Origin of the sequence: Alcaligenes sp. HNGD-HTN06 (assembly GCF_049932565.1) — a bacterium.
In the GTDB taxonomy this organism is placed as follows: domain Bacteria; phylum Pseudomonadota; class Gammaproteobacteria; order Burkholderiales; family Burkholderiaceae_B; genus Alcaligenes; species Alcaligenes ammonioxydans.
On sequence record NZ_CP187782.1, the window covers coordinates 2,236,833 to 2,258,146 of the forward strand.

Annotated in this window: 19 protein-coding genes; 1 reads left to right on the forward strand and 18 read right to left on the reverse strand. The window is 57.8% G+C overall.

The window, feature by feature from the left end:
- Positions 1–56: 56 nt before the first annotated feature.
- From hflC to ndk, 13 genes are all read right to left on the reverse strand, one after another.
- Positions 57–944: a protease modulator HflC gene (gene hflC, locus ACOZ42_RS10165; protein WP_003799336.1), complete on the reverse strand. Its 888-nt coding sequence runs from the start codon at positions 942–944 to the stop codon at positions 57–59.
- Between the two features lie 9 nt (positions 945–953).
- Positions 954–2,273: an FtsH protease activity modulator HflK gene (hflK, locus tag ACOZ42_RS10170; RefSeq protein ID WP_003799334.1), complete on the reverse strand. Its 1,320-nt coding sequence runs from the start codon at positions 2,271–2,273 to the stop codon at positions 954–956.
- Complete coding sequence (gene hflX / locus ACOZ42_RS10175) at positions 2,257–3,345, reverse strand: GTPase HflX (RefSeq protein WP_039942895.1); 1,089 nt, start codon at positions 3,343–3,345, stop codon at positions 2,257–2,259. The genes hflK and hflX overlap by 17 nt, the downstream gene beginning before the upstream one ends.
- A 78-nt stretch (positions 3,346–3,423) precedes the next feature.
- The gene (hfq, locus tag ACOZ42_RS10180) at positions 3,424–3,660 is read right to left on the reverse strand and encodes an RNA chaperone Hfq (protein ID WP_003799329.1); all 237 of its coding nucleotides are present in this window, start codon (positions 3,658–3,660) and stop codon (positions 3,424–3,426) included.
- Positions 3,661–3,775: 115 nt separating this feature from the next.
- Entirely contained in the window at positions 3,776–4,858 is a 1,083-nt protein-coding gene (gene hisC, locus ACOZ42_RS10185; RefSeq protein WP_131070664.1) for a histidinol-phosphate transaminase, read from the reverse strand.
- Complete coding sequence (der, locus tag ACOZ42_RS10190) at positions 4,858–6,216, reverse strand: ribosome biogenesis GTPase Der (protein WP_003799325.1); 1,359 nt, start codon at positions 6,214–6,216, stop codon at positions 4,858–4,860. The genes hisC and der overlap by 1 nt, the downstream gene beginning before the upstream one ends.
- Entirely contained in the window at positions 6,213–7,391 is a 1,179-nt protein-coding gene (gene bamB, locus ACOZ42_RS10195; RefSeq protein ID WP_426345099.1) for an outer membrane protein assembly factor BamB, read from the reverse strand. The genes der and bamB overlap by 4 nt, the downstream gene beginning before the upstream one ends.
- A gap of 3 nt (positions 7,392–7,394) precedes the next feature.
- Entirely contained in the window at positions 7,395–8,030 is a 636-nt protein-coding gene (locus ACOZ42_RS10200; protein WP_003799318.1) for a YfgM family protein, read from the reverse strand.
- Between the two features lie 2 nt (positions 8,031–8,032).
- Positions 8,033–9,316 carry a histidine--tRNA ligase gene (gene hisS / locus ACOZ42_RS10205; RefSeq protein ID WP_003799315.1) on the reverse strand — a complete coding sequence of 428 codons (1,284 nt, stop codon included), beginning with the start codon at positions 9,314–9,316 and terminating at the stop codon, positions 8,033–8,035.
- 42 nt (positions 9,317–9,358) lie between these two features.
- Entirely contained in the window at positions 9,359–10,645 is a 1,287-nt protein-coding gene (ispG, locus tag ACOZ42_RS10210; RefSeq protein ID WP_039942894.1) for a flavodoxin-dependent (E)-4-hydroxy-3-methylbut-2-enyl-diphosphate synthase, read from the reverse strand.
- Positions 10,642–11,136 carry a helix-turn-helix domain-containing protein gene (locus tag ACOZ42_RS10215; protein ID WP_415301769.1) on the reverse strand — a complete coding sequence of 165 codons (495 nt, stop codon included), beginning with the start codon at positions 11,134–11,136 and terminating at the stop codon, positions 10,642–10,644. Before ACOZ42_RS10215 ends, ispG begins: the two co-directional genes overlap by 4 nt.
- A complete protein-coding gene (gene rlmN, locus ACOZ42_RS10220; RefSeq protein ID WP_003799309.1) occupies positions 11,133–12,281 on the reverse strand; it encodes a 23S rRNA (adenine(2503)-C(2))-methyltransferase RlmN in 1,149 nt (382 codons plus the stop codon). Before rlmN ends, ACOZ42_RS10215 begins: the two co-directional genes overlap by 4 nt.
- A gap of 150 nt (positions 12,282–12,431) precedes the next feature.
- Positions 12,432–12,857 carry a nucleoside-diphosphate kinase gene (gene ndk / locus ACOZ42_RS10225; protein ID WP_003799306.1) on the reverse strand — a complete coding sequence of 142 codons (426 nt, stop codon included), beginning with the start codon at positions 12,855–12,857 and terminating at the stop codon, positions 12,432–12,434.
- Positions 12,858–13,110: 253 nt separating this feature from the next.
- Here ndk and ACOZ42_RS10230 point away from each other — a divergent pair, with 253 nt between their 5' ends.
- A complete protein-coding gene (locus ACOZ42_RS10230; RefSeq protein WP_426345100.1) occupies positions 13,111–15,963 on the forward strand; it encodes a valine--tRNA ligase in 2,853 nt (950 codons plus the stop codon).
- Positions 15,964–16,360: 397 nt separating this feature from the next.
- Here the strand turns inward: ACOZ42_RS10230 and trmD are convergent, their stop codons facing one another.
- From trmD to alaS, 5 genes are all read right to left on the reverse strand, one after another.
- Positions 16,361–17,122, reverse strand: coding sequence for a tRNA (guanosine(37)-N1)-methyltransferase TrmD (trmD, locus tag ACOZ42_RS10235; protein WP_426345101.1), 762 nt, complete (start codon positions 17,120–17,122; stop codon positions 16,361–16,363).
- Positions 17,123–17,209: 87 nt separating this feature from the next.
- Positions 17,210–17,809, reverse strand: coding sequence for a ribosome maturation factor RimM (gene rimM, locus ACOZ42_RS10240; protein ID WP_131070666.1), 600 nt, complete (start codon positions 17,807–17,809; stop codon positions 17,210–17,212).
- 32 nt (positions 17,810–17,841) lie between these two features.
- On the reverse strand, positions 17,842–18,102 hold the full coding sequence (gene rpsP, locus ACOZ42_RS10245; RefSeq protein ID WP_003799298.1) for a 30S ribosomal protein S16: 261 nt from the start codon (positions 18,100–18,102) through the stop codon (positions 17,842–17,844).
- A 136-nt stretch (positions 18,103–18,238) separates the two neighbouring features.
- Entirely contained in the window at positions 18,239–18,493 is a 255-nt protein-coding gene (locus tag ACOZ42_RS10250) for a sulfurtransferase TusA family protein (protein ID WP_301605846.1), read from the reverse strand.
- Positions 18,493–21,120, reverse strand: coding sequence for an alanine--tRNA ligase (alaS, locus tag ACOZ42_RS10255; RefSeq protein WP_426345102.1), 2,628 nt, complete (start codon positions 21,118–21,120; stop codon positions 18,493–18,495). The genes ACOZ42_RS10250 and alaS overlap by 1 nt, the downstream gene beginning before the upstream one ends.
- Between the last annotated feature and the right edge of the window lie 194 nt (positions 21,121–21,314).

Below are 21,314 nucleotides of genomic sequence, written 5' to 3' on the forward strand. Positions count from 1 at the left end.
TAAACGATCAGGGCCGCGGGTGGAACACCCCGCGGCCCTGAGTTCTATAGCGCTGATCAGTTCGCAGGTGCTGCGGCTGATCCTTGCTTGCCCCAATACTTGAAGAAATCAGAATCGGGACTGATGACCAATGTATCGCTTTGCTGGCTGAAGGCACTGCGATAGGCTTCCAGACTGCGATAGAAGCGGTAGAACTCGGGGTTCTTGCCATACGTCTCGGAGTAAATGGCAGCTGCTTCACCATCACCTTGACCACGGACGGCCTGGGCCTTGGCGTAGGCATCGGCCAGCAGCTCTTCACGCTGACGGTCTGCCTCGGCACGAATACGCTCACCTTCCGCAGCACCGGTCGCACGCAGACGATTGGCTTCCTGGGTCCGTTCCGCTTCCATACGGCGGTACACAGATTCCGAAATCTCGGGAGCGAAATCAATACGACGCAAACGCACGTCCACCACTTCCACGCCCAAAGGACGTGCGCGGGCCTCAACAGACGTCAACACTTCACGCATGATGGCATCACGCTCGGTGGAGACCACCTCTTTCACGGTGCGCACGTTCACCGCAGCGTTCAGCGCATCACGAATCTGCGCCTGCAAGCGCTCGACCGCACCACGATCGGTTGCGCCAAAGGTCACGTAAAACAGACGCGGATCGGAAATACGCCATTTAACGTAAGAGTCGATCAGCAGGTTCTTCTTTTCAGAAGTCTGAATACGCTCGGGATCCTTGGTTTCAATGGTCTGCAGACGCTTGTCCAGGAACACCACGTTTTCAAACGGCGGTGGCAACTTGAAATACAGGCCGGGGCTTGTAATGGTGGTGCGCACTTCACCCAAGGCAAAAACCAGGGCCGCATCGCGCTCACGCACGATAAAGACCGAAGACAGCAGCAGACCGACAATTACCGCCAAGGCCACCAGAGCAGGAAATAAACGTTGCATCAAGCTCTCCTAGCGTGCGTATGGGGAATAAGGACTGACCAAAGAGCCCAGCGAGGTATCCAGACTGGCTGGATTGGCGGGTGCTGGCGCCTTGGAAGCCGCGGCCGGGGCGGCCGGGCGGGAGGTCTGTCCTTGCGAAGCAGCCGACGCAACGGGAGCGGAAGGCTCCATATCAGTACGACTGCCCACCTGACGCACAATCTTGTCCAAAGGCAGATAGATCATGTTGTTATCGCTACGGGTATCAACCAATACCTTGCTGGTACGCTCCAGAATTTCCTGGATCGTGGACAGGTACAGACGATCGCGGGTCACACCCGGCGCCTTCACGTATTCAGCCTCAACACTGCCGAAACGAGCGGTATCACCCTTGGCATCGCCGATCACCCGAGCCTTGTAGCCCTCGGATTCCTGCATCATGCGTGCCACTTGACCAGCCGCTTCCGGCAGGACCTTGTTGGCATAAGCCTGACCTTCATTGATCTGACGCTCGCGGTCCTGACCAGCCTTGACGGCATCGTCAAAAGCGGCCTGAACCTGCTCGGGCGGCTGTACGTTCTGAATGGCAACCGTGCTGATCTGAATGCCGGTGCGGTAGCGATCCAGAATGGACTGGGCCAACTGCTGCACATCCGAGGCAATCTGCGTACGGCCGGAATACAGCACCGAGTCCATGGGCTGCTTGCCCACGACTTCACGCATGGCGGTTTCTGCCGCCTGACGCACCGACTCATCCGGGTTGTTGGTATTGAACAGATAATCGGGCGCGCCGTTGGGCAGCAGTCGATACTGAACCACGTACTGCATGTCGACGATGTTCTCGTCGGTCGTGAGCATCAGTGACTCAGGCAGGACTTTATTGCGGGAGCTGCCACGGTAGCCCACCTCAAAGGTGCGCAACTGGGAAATATTAACGATCTGGTAATCTTCGATCGGCGCGGGCCAGCGCCACTGCAAACCGGGATTCAAGGTTTTCGTATACGCGCCAAAACGCGTCACTACGGCCACCTGCCCTTCCTGCACGATGGTAAAGCCACTGGCCAACCACAAGCCAACTGCCACCACACCGCCGATGACGAACAGCTTGGGGGAACCCTTGGGAAGGGACGGGCCAGTGCCACTACCGGGCGGCGTGCCGCCGGGAGGGGAGCGACGTCCCTTTTTGCCAAATAAAGATCCCAGGCGACTGTTGAAGTCACGCCACACCTCGTCGAGGTCAGGCGGGCCATCTTGTTTCTCGGGGCGGCGAGGTGGCTCGGAACCGTTTTTGCCACTGTCTCGTCCCCAACCGGGATCATTGAGATTGAATATTTTATTGTTCAGACGCATTGTTTTCCGCGAAATGACCTGATTCGACGATTGCCGTACGCAACCCATCCAATCCGATGCGCTCTAAAGCGCTAACAAAGACTCGGGCAATAGTACCATGTTCGTCCCGCTCTACCCGTGGCTCGTAGCCGGCCTGGTCAATTTTGTTGTAGACCAGAATGCGCGGTATTTCATGGGCCCCGATGTCTTCCAGAACCTTATGAACTTCAGCGATTTGTTCATCGCGTTGCGGGTTGGCCGCATCAACCACATGCAGCAGCAAATCCGCATGGACAGTCTCTTCCAGCGTGGCCCGGAAGGCCGCAATCAAGGTCGGTGGCAGATCACGGATGAAACCTACCGTATCCGAAATCACAACCTGCCCGGCCCCTTCAATCCAGATACGACGTGTGGTGGTATCAAGCGTGGCAAACAATTGATCCGCCGCGTACGCATCCGCCCGGGTCAAGGCATTGAACAGTGTGGATTTGCCTGTATTGGTATAGCCCACCAGCGACACTGACAAGGTGCCGCTACGGGTGCGGGCACGACGCTGCGTGCTGCGTTGACGCTGCACCTTGGCCAGACGCTCGCGCAAGGTACGAACCTTGTCGCCAATCATGCGACGGTCCATTTCCAGCTGCGATTCGCCCGGACCCCGCATCCCGATCCCGCCTTTCTGACGCTCCAGGTGAGTCCACATGCGCGTCAGCCGAGAAGTCAGATGCTGCAACTGGGCCAGCTCGACCTGCAATTTCCCTTCGTGACTTTGCGCCCGCAAGGCAAAAATATCCAGAATCAGGGCGACCCGGTCGACCACGCGCAACTCCAGCTTGCGCTCCAGGTTGCGCTGCTGGGCCGGACTGAGGGCATGATCGAACAAGACGACTTCGGCTCCCGTGGCCTTGGCCAGCGCGACGGCCTCTTCCAGCTTGCCGGTTCCGATGTAATAGGCCGGATCCGGACGGGAACGACGTACCACCAGCAGCTCAGCGATCTGGGCACCGGCACCTTCTGCCAACATCAAAAACTCTTCAGCATGGGCTTTGTAATCCAGCTCGCCCATGTCCACACTAATGACCAGTGCCTTCAACGCTTGCTCCAGAAACAAAGACCCGCTCGCGGGCTCCGCGAGACGGGTCTTTCAGAGTACAACGAACTGGGCGAGGACTTATTCAGCCTGCTCATCCGCAGCCAAAGTGACGGGGCGTGCAGGAACGACAGTAGAGATCGCGTGCTTATACACCATTTGAGTGACTGTATTGCGCAGCAGTACGACATACTGATCGAAGGACTCGATCTGACCTTGCAGCTTGATGCCGTTGACCAGGTAGATCGACACAGGGATATGCTCCTTGCGCAGCGCGTTCAAAAACGGGTCTTGTAGAATTTGCCCTTTATTGCTCATTGGTGAGGCTCCGGTTATGTTGTTTTTCCAGAAATGGAAGCGAATCCCACTACTTTACCGGGTTTTCCCTGAATCCGCACGTTCCAGACTGGAGTTTTTTATCTATAGGTGTATATCAGGCGCTCTGCCCGAGAATCTGCCGCAAACTGTTGCACAGTCGGGCACATTGTTCGGGCGATCCTACCGTAATACGTAAATACTGCTCAATGCGTGGCTGACGGAAATAGCGAACCAGAATTCCATGCTCACGCAAGGCCTGCTGAATACCAGCAGCTGAATGCTTAGGGTGCGTAGCCATCAAAAAGTTCGCTTTGGAGGGCAAAACCTCAAAACCGAGCTGCTGCAGGTCGGCGCGCAACTGTTCACGGGCATCAATGACTGCCTGACACTGGCGTTCAAAATACGCCGTATCCTTCAGGGAAGCCACGGCACCCACTTGAGCGATGGTGTCCATGGGGTAGGAGTTGAAACTGTCTTTCACACGCTCCAGGGCTTGAATGATGTCCGCGCTGGCCAAGGCGTAACCCACGCGCAGACCGGCCAGCGCCCGCGACTTGGACATGGTCTGGATGACCACCAGATTGTCGTATTTTTCCAGCAGACCAACCGAGGACGTACCGCCAAAGTCCACATAAGCCTCATCCACCACTACCGTCGTGTCAGGGTTAGCGGAAAGAATCGCTTCAATGTCTTCCAGCGACAAAGGAATCCCGGTCGGCGCATTCGGATTGGCAAAAATAATGCCGGCGGGCGGCAGGCTGCGCTTGCGCACATAATCCTGCACATTCAGCGTGAAATCCTCGCGCAGCGGCACGATGTCAGCCGGCACGCCAAAGTACGAACAATACGTGGTGTAAAAGCTGTAGGTGATATCCGGCAACAGGACCGGACGCACGCCGCGCAGGAACAAGGCGCTGAACACATGGGCCAGCACTTCGTCCGAGCCGTTGCCCAGGAAAACGTTATTGGCGTTGACGCCGTGATTGTGAGCCACCGCGTCACGCAGCTCCTGGGCGCTGTAGGACGGGTAAAGACGCAAATTATCGGTCGCCGCCTGACGAATCGCTTCCAGCGCTTTGGGCGACGGACCGTAAGGATGCTCGTTTGTGTTCAGCTTCAAGAGGTTATCCAGCTTGACCTGCTCACCCGGAACATAGGGAGAAAGTCCAGCGACATGATCACTCCACAAACGGCTCATTACGCATCCTTCAAATAAGGGTTCTTAGATGATTTGAATTCGATTCGCAAAGGGGTGCCTTCCAGCTTGAAGGCCTCGCGAAAACGGCTTTCCAGATAGCGGCGATAACTGTCCGAAATTGCGTCCAGGGCGTTGCCGTGAATCACCACGATCGGAGGGTTCATGCCCCCTTGGTGAGCATACCGCAACTTGGGACGGAAAATGCCTTTACGCGGCGGCTGTTGCTGTTCCACCGCTTCTTGCATCACACGGGTGAGCTTGGGTGTAGACAATTTCGAGAAAGCGGCGGCATGGGCCTCATTGACCGATTTGAGCAAGGGATTGATGCCCTGCCCTTTCAACGCCGACAAGGTGTGCATCTTGGCAAAGTTCAAAAAGCGCAGCTTGCGATCGAACTCGCGCTTGATCCACTCGCGCTGATACTCGTCCAGCCCGTCCCACTTATTGATGCCCACCACCAGCGCACGCCCGGTTTCCACAACGAAGCCGGCAATACTGGCGTCCTGGTCGGAAATTTCCGTATGTGCGTCAATCATCAGCAAGACTACGTTGCAGGCCTCAATTGCCTGCAAGGTCTTGATCACCGAAAACTTTTCCACCGCCTCGAACACCTTGCCGCGCTTGCGCAGTCCGGCCGTGTCGATCAGGGTGTACTCCACCCCGTTGCGTTCGAACTCGATTTCGATGGCATCGCGAGTCGTTCCGGGCTGGTCAAAGGCAATCACACGCTCTTCACCGACCAGGGTATTGATCAGGGTGGATTTGCCCACATTGGGTCGGCCCACAATCGCCAGCTTGATACGGTGCTGGAATTGCTCGTCGTCCTGCCCATCCTGATCAGGCTCAGGACTGGGTACCTGCTCCAGGGCCAGATTGATCAGCTCTTCCACCCCGTCGCCGTGAGAGGCCGAAATCAGGTAAGGCTGGCCCAGGCCCAGCTCGTGAAACTCGACACCGCCAGCCTCATAGCGCATGCCCTCGGCCTTATTGACAGCCAGCAGCACTTTCTGACCCAGCTTGCGCAGTAACTGCGCAATTTCCAGGTCCAACGCATTGACGCCCTCGCGGGCATCGACCAGGAAGACAACGACGTCGGCTTCGGCAATGGCTTGCTGGGTCTGGCGAGCCATCTCCAGCAGCATGCCGGTTTTAGCCACCGGCTCGAAACCGCCCGTATCGACCACGATATAGGGACGGCTGCCAACCCGGCCTTCGCCGTAATGACGGTCGCGAGTCAGGCCAGGGAAGTTGGCCACCAGCGCCGCGCGCGAACGCGTCAGGCGATTGAACAAAGTGGACTTGCCAACGTTGGCTCGACCGACCAAAGCCACAACGGGCTTAAAAGAAACGCTTTTCAATTGATTCCAACCAAGACCAAATTACCATTGCCCGTCTGGACCAGAACCCCACGCGGGGTTCCGACCAAAGGCGACACAATGGCACCACCGCCGACACTGACCCGGCCCAGCAAGGTGCCGTCCAGTCGCGATAGAAAGTGAACATAGCCTTCCTTGTCACCGGCGGCAAGCGCCTGGGGCAAGACGGCCAAAGGAGCCAGACCACGGTTTCGCAATGCCTTTTGCGTCCAGATGGTTTGCCCGTCTGTCAGGGCAAACGCGTCAATCTGATCGCGGCTATTGGCGGCATACAACATCTGATTGTCCGCTGCGATACCGGTACCGGCCGAAAATTCCCTGTCCCACACCAGGCGACCGCCCTGGGACACGTCAAAGCACGCCACCCGACCCTGATAGGTTGCGCCACACAGCAAAGGATCGACCACTTGCGGAGCGCCCACAACGTCGTTAATGCGTTCCAGGTCGGTGGCGCCGCGGGACACGGAAATGCTGCCCTCCCAGACCAGACGACCTTGAGCCACGTCAATCGCCATCAAGCGACCATTGGGCATGCCGGCCAACAACAGGCCATCAATAATGCGCATTTGCATGCTGGTCTTCAACGACAGTGCCGGCCCTGGACGCTGCAGACTCCAGCGCAGATCGCCTGTGCTGGCATCAAAGGCTTGCAAACGATAATCGCTGGTACGCACCACCACCACGCCGGCCCCGACGGCAGGCGGCACATTCACAGCACTGCTGCTACGGCTGCGCCACAATTCCTTGCCCGAGTCGTCAAATGCAATGACATTACCGTCTACCGAGGCAACTGCCGTCACCACTCCATCCGAGCCAGCACCGGCGGTCAACTTCTTGCCCGCATTGGCCGACCATTGCACACGCCCCGTGTCCAGATCCACTTTACTGACCTGACCGGAGACGGTCGCCGCGTAAACCGAGGAGCCGGCCACCTGTGGCGCAAAGCCCGAATCCGCACCGCTGCCAATCGAGGTGCTCCAGCTGATCTTGGCCGCCACACCCGGGGTGTACTCTGTCAGGGGAGCCGGCTCAAAGCGCGGGTCCTTGCTGGAGAACATGGAGCAGCCAGCCAATGCGGTCAGACTGAGTGCCAAGGCACTGAGACGCAAGGCACGCATGGCAGAAGACGAGGATTTACGAATAGTAGGAAGAGACATGAATTAAGCTCCTGCCAGGGCATCAAGTTTGATCTGTACCAACTGCGAAATGGGGTCTTGCTTGAGCAGCTCGACAGCCTGTTTCCAAGCCTCGCGTGCTGCTTCATTCTGTCCCTGAGCGGCCAAAATATCGCCTTTTCGATCCGCAAACAGACCGGCAAAGCTGGCAGGAGGATTGTTCAGCTGAGCCAGGGCCTCGTCATACTCTTTCTGCTCCAGCAAGATACCGGCCAAACGCAGACGGGCCAAAGGCGTCAGAGCGGGGTCGTGGTTGGTCTTGACCATCCACTCCAGCTGCTCACGAGCCGGTGTCAGATTGCCTCGCTGCTGCAAAGCATGGGCAGCCAGCAACACACCTCGAGAGGTGTAGCCGGACTTGGGGAAATCGTTACGCAAGGTCGTGCTAGCGGCCAGAATGCGCGTCTCGGCCTCTTCACCGGTCTGGGTCGTGGCGCTTTCCAGGGCCTCGAAATAGCCCATGGCCTGCCCGGCCTGATGGCCTTGATACCACTGCCAGCCACGCCAGCCTGCTACGGCAGCCAACGCGGCAAACGCCAGCACAATGCACAAGGTGCCCCAGCGGTCCCACCATGCCCGCATGGCATCCAGTTTTTCCTGTTCTTCAAGATCGTAGGCCATGCTCAAATCCTTGCTGACAAAACACTGGCGAGTTCAGAGAAATCAACAGACTGTTGCTGCTGGGCGCCATCCGCAGCACGCAACCATTTCACACTGGCCTGTTCTTTTTGAAGTTCGTCCTCACCCAATATCACGGCGGCCTGTGCACCACTGGCATCGGCCCGCTTGAACTGGGACTTAAAGCCGCTGGAGCCGGCGTGAACAATCACCTGCAGGCCGGCATCACGCAGCTGCTCGGCCAAAAGCGAGGCCTTGCGCTGGGCAGCCTCACCTTGGTGAACCATGTAAACCTGGCACTCAGGGGCCTGCTCCTGCTCACCCTCTTGGGAGCACAAATCCAATAAACGCTCCATGCCAATCGCGAAACCGACGGCGGGCGCAGGCTTGCCGCCCATCAGCTCGATCAGACCGTCGTAGCGTCCCCCGCCGCACACCGTGCCTTGCGCACCCAAGCGATCGGTTACCCACTCGAACACCGTTAGATTGTAGTAATCCAGACCCCGCACCAGACGCGGGTTCAAGGTGTAGCCAATACCGGCATCATCCAGGCGGTCACACACACCCTTGAAGTGGGCGCGGGACTCCTCGCCCAGAAAGTCGAACAGACGCGGAGCCGCATTAGCCATATCCTGCATGGCCGGATTTTTGGTGTCCAAGACCCGCAAGGGATTGGTGTACATGCGCCGCTGGGCTTCCTCGTCCAGCACGTCCTTGTGAGCTTCCAGGTGTTCGATCAGGGCGGCGCGGTGAGCGGCACGCTCTTCAGCCTGCCCCAGTGAATTGAGCTCCAGACGAATGTCGGTAAGCCCCAGCTTCTTCCACAAACGGGCCAGCATGACGATCAATTCGGCATCCACGTCTGGACCAGGCAAACCAAGCGCTTCCACGTCGATCTGGTGGAACTGACGATAGCGACCACGCTGCGGGCGCTCATGGCGAAACACGGGGCCCATGGCGTAAACGCGATGGGGCCGGTCATACAGAAGGTTGTGCTCAATCGAGGCACGCACCATGCCAGCCGTAAACTCGGGACGCATGGTGAGCTTGTCGCCATTGAGCGAGTCGGTAAAGGAATACATTTCCTTTTCGACAATATCGGTCACTTCGCCAATGCCACGGGCAAACAACTGGGTATGTTCCAGCACGGGAGTACGCATATTGCGATAGCCGTAACTGGCCAGCCATTCCCGCACCAGAGCCTCCAGGGCCTCCCACTGTGCGCTTTCACCCGGTAGGGTGTCTTTCATGCCCGTCAGGGCGCGGAGCTTTTGAAACTGCTGCGTCATAATTCTAATGGTTTGCTCGCCATAGACTGACAAGCGTGTTGATCAAACCGTTGGCGCCCTGCCGTAGCGTCGCTCAACGTAATTCTGGACAATGGTCTGAAATTCTTGAGCGATAGTATCACCCTTCAGGGTCACCACCCGCTCACCATCCACATAGACCGGCGCCGAGGGCACTTCCCCGGTTCCCGGCAAACTGATGCCTATGTCCGCGTGCCGGCTCTCGCCCGGACCATTGACCACACAGCCCATGACCGCGACGTTCATGGTTTCCACGCCGGGGTACTGATCCTTCCAGACAGGCATCTGGTCACGCAAATAACGTTGAATATCGTTGGCCAGTTCCTGGAACACCGTACTGCTGGTGCGACCACAACCCGGGCAGGCCACGACCATAGGCGTGAAGGCACGCAAGCCCATGGTCTGCAGAATTTCCTGAGCCACCACCACCTCACGGGCACGATCACCGCCCGGCTCAGGCGTCAGGGAAATACGAATGGTGTCACCAATGCCTTGCTGCAACAACACGGCCAGGGCCGCGGTCGAAGCCACAATTCCCTTGCTGCCCATCCCGGCTTCAGTCAAGCCCAAATGCAGCGCGTAATCGCAGCGTGCCGACAAATCCTGGTAGACCGTAATCAGGTCCTGTACATGGCTGACCTTGCAAGACAGTACGATCCGGTTACCCGACAAGCCCAGCTCCTCAGCACGCTGGGCGTTGCTGATGGCAGAGATGACCAGGGCATCACGCATGACCGCCTGGGCGGTCCAGGGCTGAGCGCGCTGATTGTTCTCATCCATCATGCGGGCCATCAGCTCATGATCCAGGCTGCCCCAGTTCACGCCAATGCGCACGGCCTTGTCATACCGGCAGGCAATATCAATCATCTTGGCGAAATTATCATCACGGCGCTTGCCGCCGCCCATATTGCCCGGATTGATTCGGTACTTGGACAGGGCCTGGGCACACTCGGGATAATCCGCCAGCAATTTGTGGCCGTTGTAGTGAAAGTCGCCGACCAGGGGGACATTCACCCCCATGCGATCCAGCTGTTCACGAATGGCGGGCACCTCACGGGCTGCCTCGGGGGTATTGACGGTGATACGCACCATCTCGGAGCCCGCTCGGGCCAACTCCTTCACCTGAATCGCCGTCGCAATCGCATCGACCGTATCGGTGTTGGTCATGGACTGGACCACAACCGGTGCCGAGCCCCCCAGTTTAACGACATGATTACCCCAGCGCACATCCACGGTACGCGTCACCCGTTTGGGCTGGGCGCCAACCGGCAGAGGCTGGCAAGCAGAGGAAGTTTCGGGACCCTGCGTCATTTCTTCAAGTCCTTGAGCCAATCAAATACCAGCCATTCCTGGGGAACCCAGCCCCGGTCAATGGCATAAAAGCCCGCTACCAACAACAACACAACAATAATCAGAATCCAGACCCAGCCAAAACCGCCGCGCGAATCGGCATACAGACTCAAGTCGGCTTTGCCCAGTCCTGAACCGGAGGGACTGCGCGGCACGGGCTTGGGTGCCGCCGTGTCACTGACCTGGGCTTCCAGCATGACCAACACCGCCGACACGTCAGCCTGCAGAAAACGCGCATAGTTGCGCACCATCCCCCGCAACGGCTGGCCACCGGGGAGCTGATCCCACTCCTGGGCCTCCAGAGCCTCAAGCTGACGCACGGAAAACTTCAAACGGGTGGAAGCTTCGTTAAGCGTACAGGATCGCGCCAGACGCAACTCCCGCAGTGTAGGGCCTACCCCTGAGCCCGCATCCGGAGCCGATTGATGGGAGGAGTCCAGAGTCTCGCTCATGCACGTTCCTGTTTGATTTGAATGACCGCCCGATCAGGCAATCGCTGTTCGATGCGGGTGCGATCTCGTATATCGCCCGCCAACTGCCCACACGCGGCGGCGATATCATCGCCGCGGGTCTTGCGCACAGTCGTTACCACCCCACCATCCATCAGCCTCTGGGCAAACTGCTTGACGCGCGCTGCCGAAGAACGTTTCAGACCGGACTGCGGAAAAGGGTTGAATGGGATCAAGTTAAATTTACAGCGCACAATACGCGCAATATCCAACAATTCCTGCGCATGCTGATCCGTATCATTGATACCGTCCAGCATGATGTATTCAAACGTGATGAAGTCACGCGGGGCATGCTCCAGATACCGGTTACAGGCATCGAGCAGCTCAGCCAGCGGATACTTCTTGTTCAACGGCACCAGCCGATCGCGCAGCGCGTCATTGGGCGCATGCAGGGACACCGCCAGGGCAACCGGGCAATCCTGAGCCAGACGGTCCATCATCGGCACTACGCCGGATGTGGAAACCGTGACGCGGCGGCGAGACAGACCGTAGGCGTTATCATCGAGCATCAGGCGCAAGGCACCGAGCACCTGATCGTAATTGAGCAAAGGCTCCCCCATGCCCATCATGACCACATTGCTGATCACCCGGGTACTGGTTTGCGCGGCATCGCCAATACGAGCGGTTTCCGGCGCACTAAGCAAGGCCCGACGGGCATACCACAACTGACCAATGATCTCCGCAGTGGTCAGATTGCGATTAAAGCCCTGATATCCGGTCGAACAGAACGGGCAGGCAACGGTACAACCTGCCTGACTGGAAATACAAAGCGTGCCCCGATCGTCCTCGGGAATGAAAACCGCCTCAACCGCGTTGTTGCTACCGACATCAAACAGCCACTTGCGGGTGCCGTCGGCAGAAATATGTTCGTGCGACATGCTGGGCGCGGTGACAAGGCAATGAGCCGTCAATTGCTCGCGGAACTCGCGCGCCAGGTCGGTCATCTGCCCAAAGTCGTCCTGTTGCCGCTGGTGTATCCAGCGCTGCAATTGGCGCGCTCGGAAAGGCTTGCCACCCCATTGGGCGACCAGTTCAACAAGTTGCTCCGGGCCCAGGCCCAGAAGATTGATAGGTTCGAGCGATGACATAAAAAAATAATACCTTCACGCCGTCTGGCATTTATCTTGTTGCACAAGCGCAAACAAGTCTCTTTTCTGAGAGGTGCCCGGCGCACCACCGTTGCGGCGGGCCGGGCAATTCCTGATCAGAGTGCCGCCAGTACTGCGCGGTTCAGCCTATTAACGGCTGTAAACGTTGCACTCTGGAAAGAAGAAAGCGATTTCAACCGCAGCGGTTTCCGGCGCGTCGGAACCATGCACGGCATTGGCGTCAATGCTTTCAGCGAAATCAGCGCGGATGGTGCCGGGCTCAGCTTTCTTGGGGTCGGTGGCACCCATCAGCTCACGGTTCTTGGCAATGGCGCCTTCGCCTTCCAGAACCTGCACGAACACAGGACCGGAAACCATGAAGTCAACCAGATCCTTGAAGAAAGGACGCTCGGCGTGGACGCCGTAAAAACGCTCGGCTTCGCCACGGGACAAGTGAACCAGGCGACCAGCGATCACTTTCAGGCCAGCGCCTTCAAAGCGGGAAATAATCTGACCGATCACGTTTTTAGCAACAGCGTCGGGCTTGATAATGGACAGAGTGCGTTCAATAGCCATGTGAAAATCCAAATAAGAACAATATAGTGTAGTCTTTGCTGCGTAAAGCAAAATGCAGATCCGACGGTTCGCGCTAAATTTTTTAATGAAAACAAGCACTTTCATCAGATTTACGGCAACCCGGCATTTTACCACGCCAAAGACGCACGGCCACATCTTAAAATAGTGCATCTTACATTCGTTTTTTACCCAGGATTAGTTCCGCCTTCTGCGGCACCTACCGTGCCATACGAGGGGGACAGACCGCATCACCATGACCAACTCATCCGCAACGACCTCCGACGAGCAGCTATCCAAGAGCTTTGAACCCCAGGAAATCGAAACGCGCTGGTACGCGCGCTGGGAACAAGCCGACCTTTTCAAGGGTGGCCAACACGTCCAGCCCTTGGGCGATCATCAGTCAGAACCTTTTGTGATTCAGTCCCCGCCGCCGAACGTCACCGGGACGCTGCACATGGGTCACGCTTTTAACCAGACCATCATGGATGGCCTGACGCGCTACCACCGCATGAAAGGCGACGATACGGTCTACATTCCTGGTACCGATCACGCCGGGATTGCCACCCAGATCATTGTGGAGCGCCAGCTTGATGCCCAAAACATCAGCCGCCACGACCTGGGCCGCGAGAAATTCCTGGAAAAAGTCTGGGAATGGAAGGAAAAGTCCGGCAATACCATCACTGGCCAGTTTCGTCGCCTGGGTGCTTCCTGCGACTGGAGCCGCGAATACTTCACCATGGATGACAAACTGTCCCGTGGCGTGCTGGAGACCTTCGTGCGCTTGTACGAACAGGGGCTGATTTACCGGGGCAAGCGCCTGGTGAACTGGGACCCCGTGCTGGGTACCGCCGTATCCGACCTGGAAGTGGTGAGCGAGGAAGAGGACGGCCACCTGTGGGAAATCCGTTATCCGCTGACTACCCCCCAGGGGGAATTGACCCATCTGACGGTGGCCACCACCCGCCCTGAAACGATGCTGGGCGACGTCGCCCTGATGGTGCACCCTGAGGACGAGCGCTATATCGGCCTGATCGGCCAAACCGTTACCCTGCCTCTGGTTGGCCGCTCCATCCCGATCATTGCGGACGACTACGTGGACCCGGCCTTTGGTACCGGCGTGGTGAAGGTAACTCCTGCCCACGACTTCAATGACTACGCCGTTGGCCAGCGCCACGGCCTGGAAATGATCAGCATCCTGACTCTGGATGCCCACATTGCGGATACTGCCCCCGAAGCCTATCAAGGCCTGGAGCGCTTTGCCGCGCGCAAGCAAATCGTGGCCGATCTGGAAGCCCAGGGACTGCTGCAGGCCGTCAAGCCTCACAAACTGATGGTGCCGCGGGGCGACCGCACCAATACGGTCATCGAACCCATGCTGACCGACCAGTGGTTTGTAGCCATGAGCAAGCCCGCTCCGGAAGACTCGCTGCACCCCGGCAAAAGCATCACCCAGGTTGCCCTGGACGTGGTGGCCGATGGCCGTGTGCGCTTCTACCCTGACAACTGGTCCAACACCTACAACCAGTGGCTGAACAATATTCAGGACTGGTGCATTTCCCGTCAGCTGTGGTGGGGTCACCAGATTCCCGCCTGGTACGCCGAAGACGGCAGCCTGTTTGTCGCCCGCTCCGAAGAGGACGCTCTGGAACAAGCCCGCGCCGCTGGCGTGACAGGCCCCTTGCGCCGCGACGAAGATGTACTGGACACCTGGTTCTCCTCCGCCCTGGTGCCCTTTACCGACCTGGGCTGGCCCGAAGAAACGCCTGACCTGGCGCGCTACCTACCCTCCAGCGTGCTGGTAACCGGTTTCGACATTATTTTCTTCTGGGTGGCCCGCATGGTCATGATGAGCATGCACCTGACCGGCCGCGTTCCTTTCAAGACCGTCTACGTGCATGGGCTGGTCTGCGACATGGAAGGCAAGAAAATGAGCAAATCCAAGGGCAATACCATTGACCCGGTGGATTTGATCGACGGCATAGATCTGGAAAGCCTCCTGCACAAGCGCACCTTTGGCCTGATGAACCCCAAGCAGGCGCAAAGCATTAGCAAGCGCACCAAGAAAGACTATCCCGATGGCATCCCCGCCTTCGGTACGGACGCGTTGCGCTTTACCATGGCCGCCTATGCCACGCTGGGCCGCAACATCAACTTCGACATGAAGCGCTGCGAAGGTTACCGCAACTTCTGCAACAAGCTGTGGAATGCCACCCGCTTTGTGCTGATGAACACCGAAGGCCATGAGCTCCACACGGATGCTCCAGCCGAATTGAGCTTTGCCGATCGCTGGATCATCAGCTTGCTGCAAGGCCTCGAGCAGGACGCCGAACGCGGATTTGCCGACTACCGTTTCGACAACATCGCCAACGCCATCTACCACTTTGTGTGGGACGAGTACTGTGACTGGTACCTGGAGCTGGCCAAGACTCAGATTCAAAATGGCACACCCGAACAGCAGCTGGGCACCCGTCGCACCCTGATCCGCGTGCTGGAAGTGGTGCTACGCGTTGCGCACCCCATCATCCCTTTCATCACGGAAGAGCTGTGGCAGAAAGTCTCGGTGGTGGCTGGCAAGCGCGCTGCCGATGAAACCACCAGCATTTCGGTTCAGCCTTACCCGATTGCCAACCCTGCCGCCATTGATGAACAGGCACAGGCACAGGTCGCAGAGCTGAAAGCCCAGGTCGACGCCATTCGCGCCCTGCGAGGCGAAATGAACATCTCGCCCGCCCAGCGTGTACCGCTGATTGCACAAGGTGACGCCGCCACCCTGAAAGCCAACAGCCCTTACCTGGCTGCCTTGGGCAAACTGGAAAGCGTGGAAATTGTGGACCAGTTGCCCACAGACGCAGGCGCACCCGTACAAGTGATTGGCACCACTCAGCTCATGCTGCATGTAGAGATCGACGTGGAAGCGGAGCGTATCCGTCTTTCCAAGGAAATCGAGCGCCTCCAAGGGGAGATCAACAAGGCCGGAGCCAAACTGGGCAACGCCAGCTTTGTGGAGCGCGCCCCTGCCGCTGTGGTCGAACAGGAGCGCCAGCGCGTGGCTCAGTTCGGTGAAACGCTGGCCAAGGTGAAGCAGCAGTTTGATCGTCTGGGCTGATACCGCGACGTAAACCCAGGCAACAGGCAACGGCCCTGCACTCGTGCAGGGCCTTTTTATTGCCATCAAGGGCTTAGCCTACAGATCACTTACGAGGGCAGCGCGCCGATTCAGCACCACGAGCGGAGCGTTCTTGCCTCTTAAAAAGCCGGCAGCCTCTCTTGCCTGCGCTACACCGCCATCACAACACGTCCGTCACCGAGCATAGCGATCCACCCTGACACAAGGGGCCCAGCCCGTGGCAAGGAGCCGCTCTCGCAAATCACAGATGACACAAAGCCTGCTCCGAGGGGCAGAGCGTCAAAAAAGTCGTTGGGCATAGCGACGTGGGCGAGCCTGCCGGCAAGCCCAGCCCCGCTTGTTCGACCTGCTGATAGCTCAGCAAGCGCAAGCTGGTTCAATCAGGCTGTTGTGCCGCCAAAGAAGCCAAAAACCGTTCATCCGCCTTGCTAAGTTCGCCACGCTGGCGAGCCAGCTCAATCAGCTCAGGACGGCGCGTCACGGTCAAACGCAGGGATTGCTCTCGTCGCCAAGCCCGGATACGACCATGGTGACCAGACATCAACACCTCAGGCACCGCTTGGCCGCGGTAAACCTCGGGGCGTGTGTAATGTGGACTATCCAGCAAACCGCTGTTGCCCGCATGAAAGGAATCCTGGCGCGCCGAATCAGCGTCGTTCAGCACTCCCGGCAAGAGGCGGACCACGCTATCGATGATTGCCAGGGAAGCAATCTCGCCGCCTGACAACACAAAGTCCCCCAAAGACAGCTCCTGGGTAACCCGTGCATCAATAAAACGTTGATCGATACCCTCATAGCGACCACAAACCAGAACTGCGCCGGGACCTTGAGCCAGTTCCTGCGCCACAGCCTGATCAAAGCGTCGCCCTGTAGGACTCAGCAAGATAACTTCCGGACTATCGCCACGATCAGCCAAAGCCTGATCCAGCGCATCATTCAAGGGATCAGCCAGCATGACCATGCCCGGGCCGCCGCCATAAGGGCGATCGTCCACGGTACGATGCACGTCCGTGGTGTAGTCACGCGGATTCCAGGTCCGCATCTGCCAGATGCCCTGCTTGTGTGCGCGGCCGGTGACACCAGCCTCGCTGACCACATCAAACATGTCCGGGAACAGGGTCAGGGCATCAAATCGCATGAGGGCTCGGCAAGAGAAAAAGTGGCTGGAGCATGACGATACAGAGCCCAGCGGGCCGTAGTATCGCAATCGCTAGGCAGGGAAGGGTCAAATCGCCCAGTGACTATGCAGTTCGCGAGCAGGCAAATCGACCGTATGCACAATGGCTTGCACAAAGGGCACCAGCTCTTCCAGTGGTCGGCCCTGCTCGTCTTTCTCAGGCGCAAAGACGCCGTTGGCGTCCCAGCAGCCCCGATGCACGACCAAAATCGAATGAGCGCCATTATCCAGCACTTCTGCCACCTGGCCCAGAAGGTGCGCCTGGCCCTCCTGCTCGCCAAAAAAGCGGCAGCCGATCAGATCAACCCAATAAAACTCATCGTCGTCCGCCGGGGGAAAAGCGGCACGGGATACCCAAACCGTATGCCCTTTAAGGGCTTGGGCCACCTCTCGATTATCCAGACCTTCAAACTGCGCCACGATGGTTGCCCCATGCTGCTTGGCTGTTTGGATCTGTCTTGGCGATGCAGACGCAAAAACGCCCGCCTGAGATCCAGGCCGGGGCGTTTTTAACCACCATGTTTTTGCATTTAGCAGTGCTTTGGTCTGCATGGAATGCGGCTGGATCTTAACCCAGCCACGCACGCCATAAGCGGAAACAATGCGTCCCAACTCAACAAGGTCAGCAGGAATCGCGTCTTGCTTCACACTAAACACTACCAAAAAACAGGTGAATCAACTTAGGCAGCCGAAGCAACCTTAGCCGAGTATTCTTTCAACAGGCGAGCCACAGCGGGCGAAACCTGTGCACCGTTGTCGGTGAAGTGCTTAACGCGGTCCATTTGCAGACGCAGGTTTTCCTGACCTTCGCCAGCAACGGGGTTGTAAAAACCCAGACGTTCGATGAAGCGACCATCACGGCGTTGGCTCGCCTCGGCGGCTACTACGTTGTAAAAAGGACGCTTTTTGGAGCCACCACGGGCCAAGCGAATTACCACCATTGATAATCCCTTTATTGTGTAAGGTAAACAAAAAATTCTAGCACTATTCTGGCAAGCATGCCAAAAGTAACACGCTAAGATAGCAGATTCAGTGCTAGATACGCAACAGACAAAACAGTATTCTACCGCCGTCAGCTTAACGACGGCGTAAAAAATGCAGAGTTTTTTCGGCTTGCTGGTCTTGAGCCAACAATTCGTTGCCAGTTTGGCGACAAAAAGCCTGAAAATCCTGAATGGCGTGCTGGTCGGTGGTGATAACTTGCAACACTTGCCCGGACTCCAGTTGCGCCAAAGCTTTCTTGGCACGCAGGATGGGCAAGGGGCATTTCAGCCCGCTTGCATCCACCTGCAGATCGCTGTTGGGCAAAGCGCCAGTCTCGCACATCGCCATTACGCACCCAACTTGCTTTGGACCCAGGCCTGCACCGAGGCATTGGCCTGTGGCAAGACGCTGGCATCGGTACCGCCGCCCATGGCCATATCAGGACGACCACCACCCTTCCCGCCCAACTGCGAGGCTACAAAGCCCACCAGGTCACCCGCCTTGACCTTGGAGGTCAGGTCAGGCGTTACGCCTGCCACCAGGCTGACCTTTCCGTCCGCCACGATAGACAGCAGGATCACGGCAGACTGCAGCTTGTTCTTCAACTGATCGGCCATTTCGCGCAAGGCTTTGGCTTCCACGCCTTGCAGCGTGGCCACCAGCAAGCGGCTGCTGTCATTCAAGGGTACGGCCTGAGCCAACAGATCCTGACCAGCCGAAGCCGCCAGCTTGGATTGCATTTGCTCGCGCTCGCGCTCCAAATCCTTGATCTGACCTTGCAAGGCGTTGATACGGGTTAGCAGACCTTCTGGCTGAGTACGCAGGCTGGCGGAAGCCTCGCTCAGCAAGCGCTCCCGCGCTTGCACCCAATGCAGGCTGTTGGTGCCGGTAATGGCCTCGACACGGCGCACGCCAGCGGCGACACCACCTTCCGAGACAATCTTGAACAAGCCGATGTCGCCCGTGCGTTGAACGTGAGTGCCACCGCACAGTTCACGCGAGAAACCGATATCCAGCACGCGCACTTCGTCGCCGTACTTTTCACCAAACAAAGCCATGGCACCGCCACTGACGGCGTCGTCAAAGGACATCAGTTGGGCTTGCACGGCCTGGTTCGCCAGAACCTGCTCGTTCACAATCGCTTCGACTTGCGCGATTTGCTCGGCCGTCATGGCGGCATCGTGCGCAAAGTCAAAACGGGTTTTTTCAGCATCTACCAGGGAACCACGTTGCTGAACGTGACCGCCCAGCACCTGACGCAAAGCCTTGTGCATCAAATGCGTGGCCGAGTGGTTACGAATCACACGCTCGCGGCGCTCGGTATCCACCTGGGCTTGAACGGTCTGGCCCACTGTCAGGGTGCCTGCGTTCAACACGCCTTGGTGCCCGAAAACCTGATTGGAAATCTTTTGGGTATCTTGCACCTCAAAGAACAAACCCGCGGCATCGCTCAGGATACCTGCGTCACCTACCTGACCACCGGACTCGGCGTAGAAAGGGGTGGCATCCAGAACCACTACCGCTTGCTGGCCCGGGGTCACGGACTGCACGGAGGTGCCATCCACATACAAGGCAGTGACCGTGCCACTGCCTTCCAGGGTGGTGTAACCATCAAAACGAGTTTGCACCCCGGAGTAGCTCAAGCCTTCGGCTGTTTTGAACTTGCCCGAAGCGCGTGCCATCTGGCGCTGGTTTTCCATGGCGACTTCAAAACCGTCCAGATCGACCTCAATGCCACGCTCGCGGCAGATATCGGCGGTCAGGTCCACAGGGAAACCATAGGTGTCGTACAAGGTAAACAGCGTCTGACCGTCCAGCTTGGCATCCGCTGGCAGGTTGACCAAGGCACCTTCCAGAATGCGCATGCCATTTTCCAGCGTTTCGCTGAAACGCTCTTCCTCTTGGCGCAGCACCTGTTCGATACGCTCACGCTGGCTAATCAGCTCGGGATAGGCTTCGCCCATGACCAAGCCCAGGTCTTGCACCAGGCGATAGAAGAACAGGCCCTTCTGACCCAGCTTGTGACCGTGACGCAGAGCGCGTCGAATAATACGGCGCAACACATAGCCGCGACCTTCATTGCTGGGAATGACCCCGTCAATAATCAGAAAGCTGCAGGCGCGGATATGATCGGCAATCACCTTGAGCGAGTTGTTGCTCAGGTCACTGGTCTTGGTTTCGCGTGCGGCGGCCTGAATCAGGGATTGGAACAGGTCGATTTCGTAGTTGGAATGCACGTGCTGCAGCACAGCCGAAATACGCTCCAGACCCATGCCCGTATCCACACAAGGCTTGGGTAGCGGCGTCATGGTGCCGTCAGCGGAACGTTCGAACTGCATGAACACCAGGTTCCACACCTCGATGTAGCGGTCGCCGTCTTCCTCGGGCGAACCGGGAGGGCCGCCCCAAACATCAGGACCGTGGTCGTAGAAGATTTCAGAGCACGGCCCACAGGGACCGGTATCGGCCATCTGCCAGAAGTTGTCCGAGTTGTAGCGCACGCCACCCTTGTCGCCAATGCGGATGATGCGCTCTTTGGGCACCCCAATTTCCGAGGCCCAGATATCATAGGCCTCATCGTCTTCCTGATAGACGGTGACCCAGAGTTTTTCGGCAGGCAGTTTGTAAACCGTCGTCAGCAGTTCCCAGGCATAGCGAATGGCGTCTTGCTTGAAGTAGTCGCCAAAGCTGAAGTTGCCCAACATTTCAAAAAAGGTGTGGTGACGAGCGGTGTAGCCCACGTTTTCCAGGTCGTTATGCTTGCCACCGGCACGAACACAACGCTGAGAGCTGGTCGCACGGTTGTAGGGGCGGGTTTCCTTGCCCGTGAACACATCTTTGAACTGCACCATCCCTGCGTTTGTGAACAGCAAGGTAGGATCATTGCCTGGCACCAGCGAAGCCGAGGAAACGATGTGGTGTCCCTTGGATTCAAAAAAAGAAAGAAACTTCTGACGAATTTCTGAGGTTTTCATTACATGCAACGCGATGGAAAATTTAACTGCCTATTATAAGACGATCAGCCTTGCAGCCCATGCGCGCGCTGCGCTGGCACAACACCTGCCGCCCCGGCAAAGCAGTGAGAAGCCAGGACGCCACACTCCCTGTACGAGCGGCTGCGTAAGCGACAAATAGTACTGTTTTCAGCGGGTAGAAACAACAATTCCGA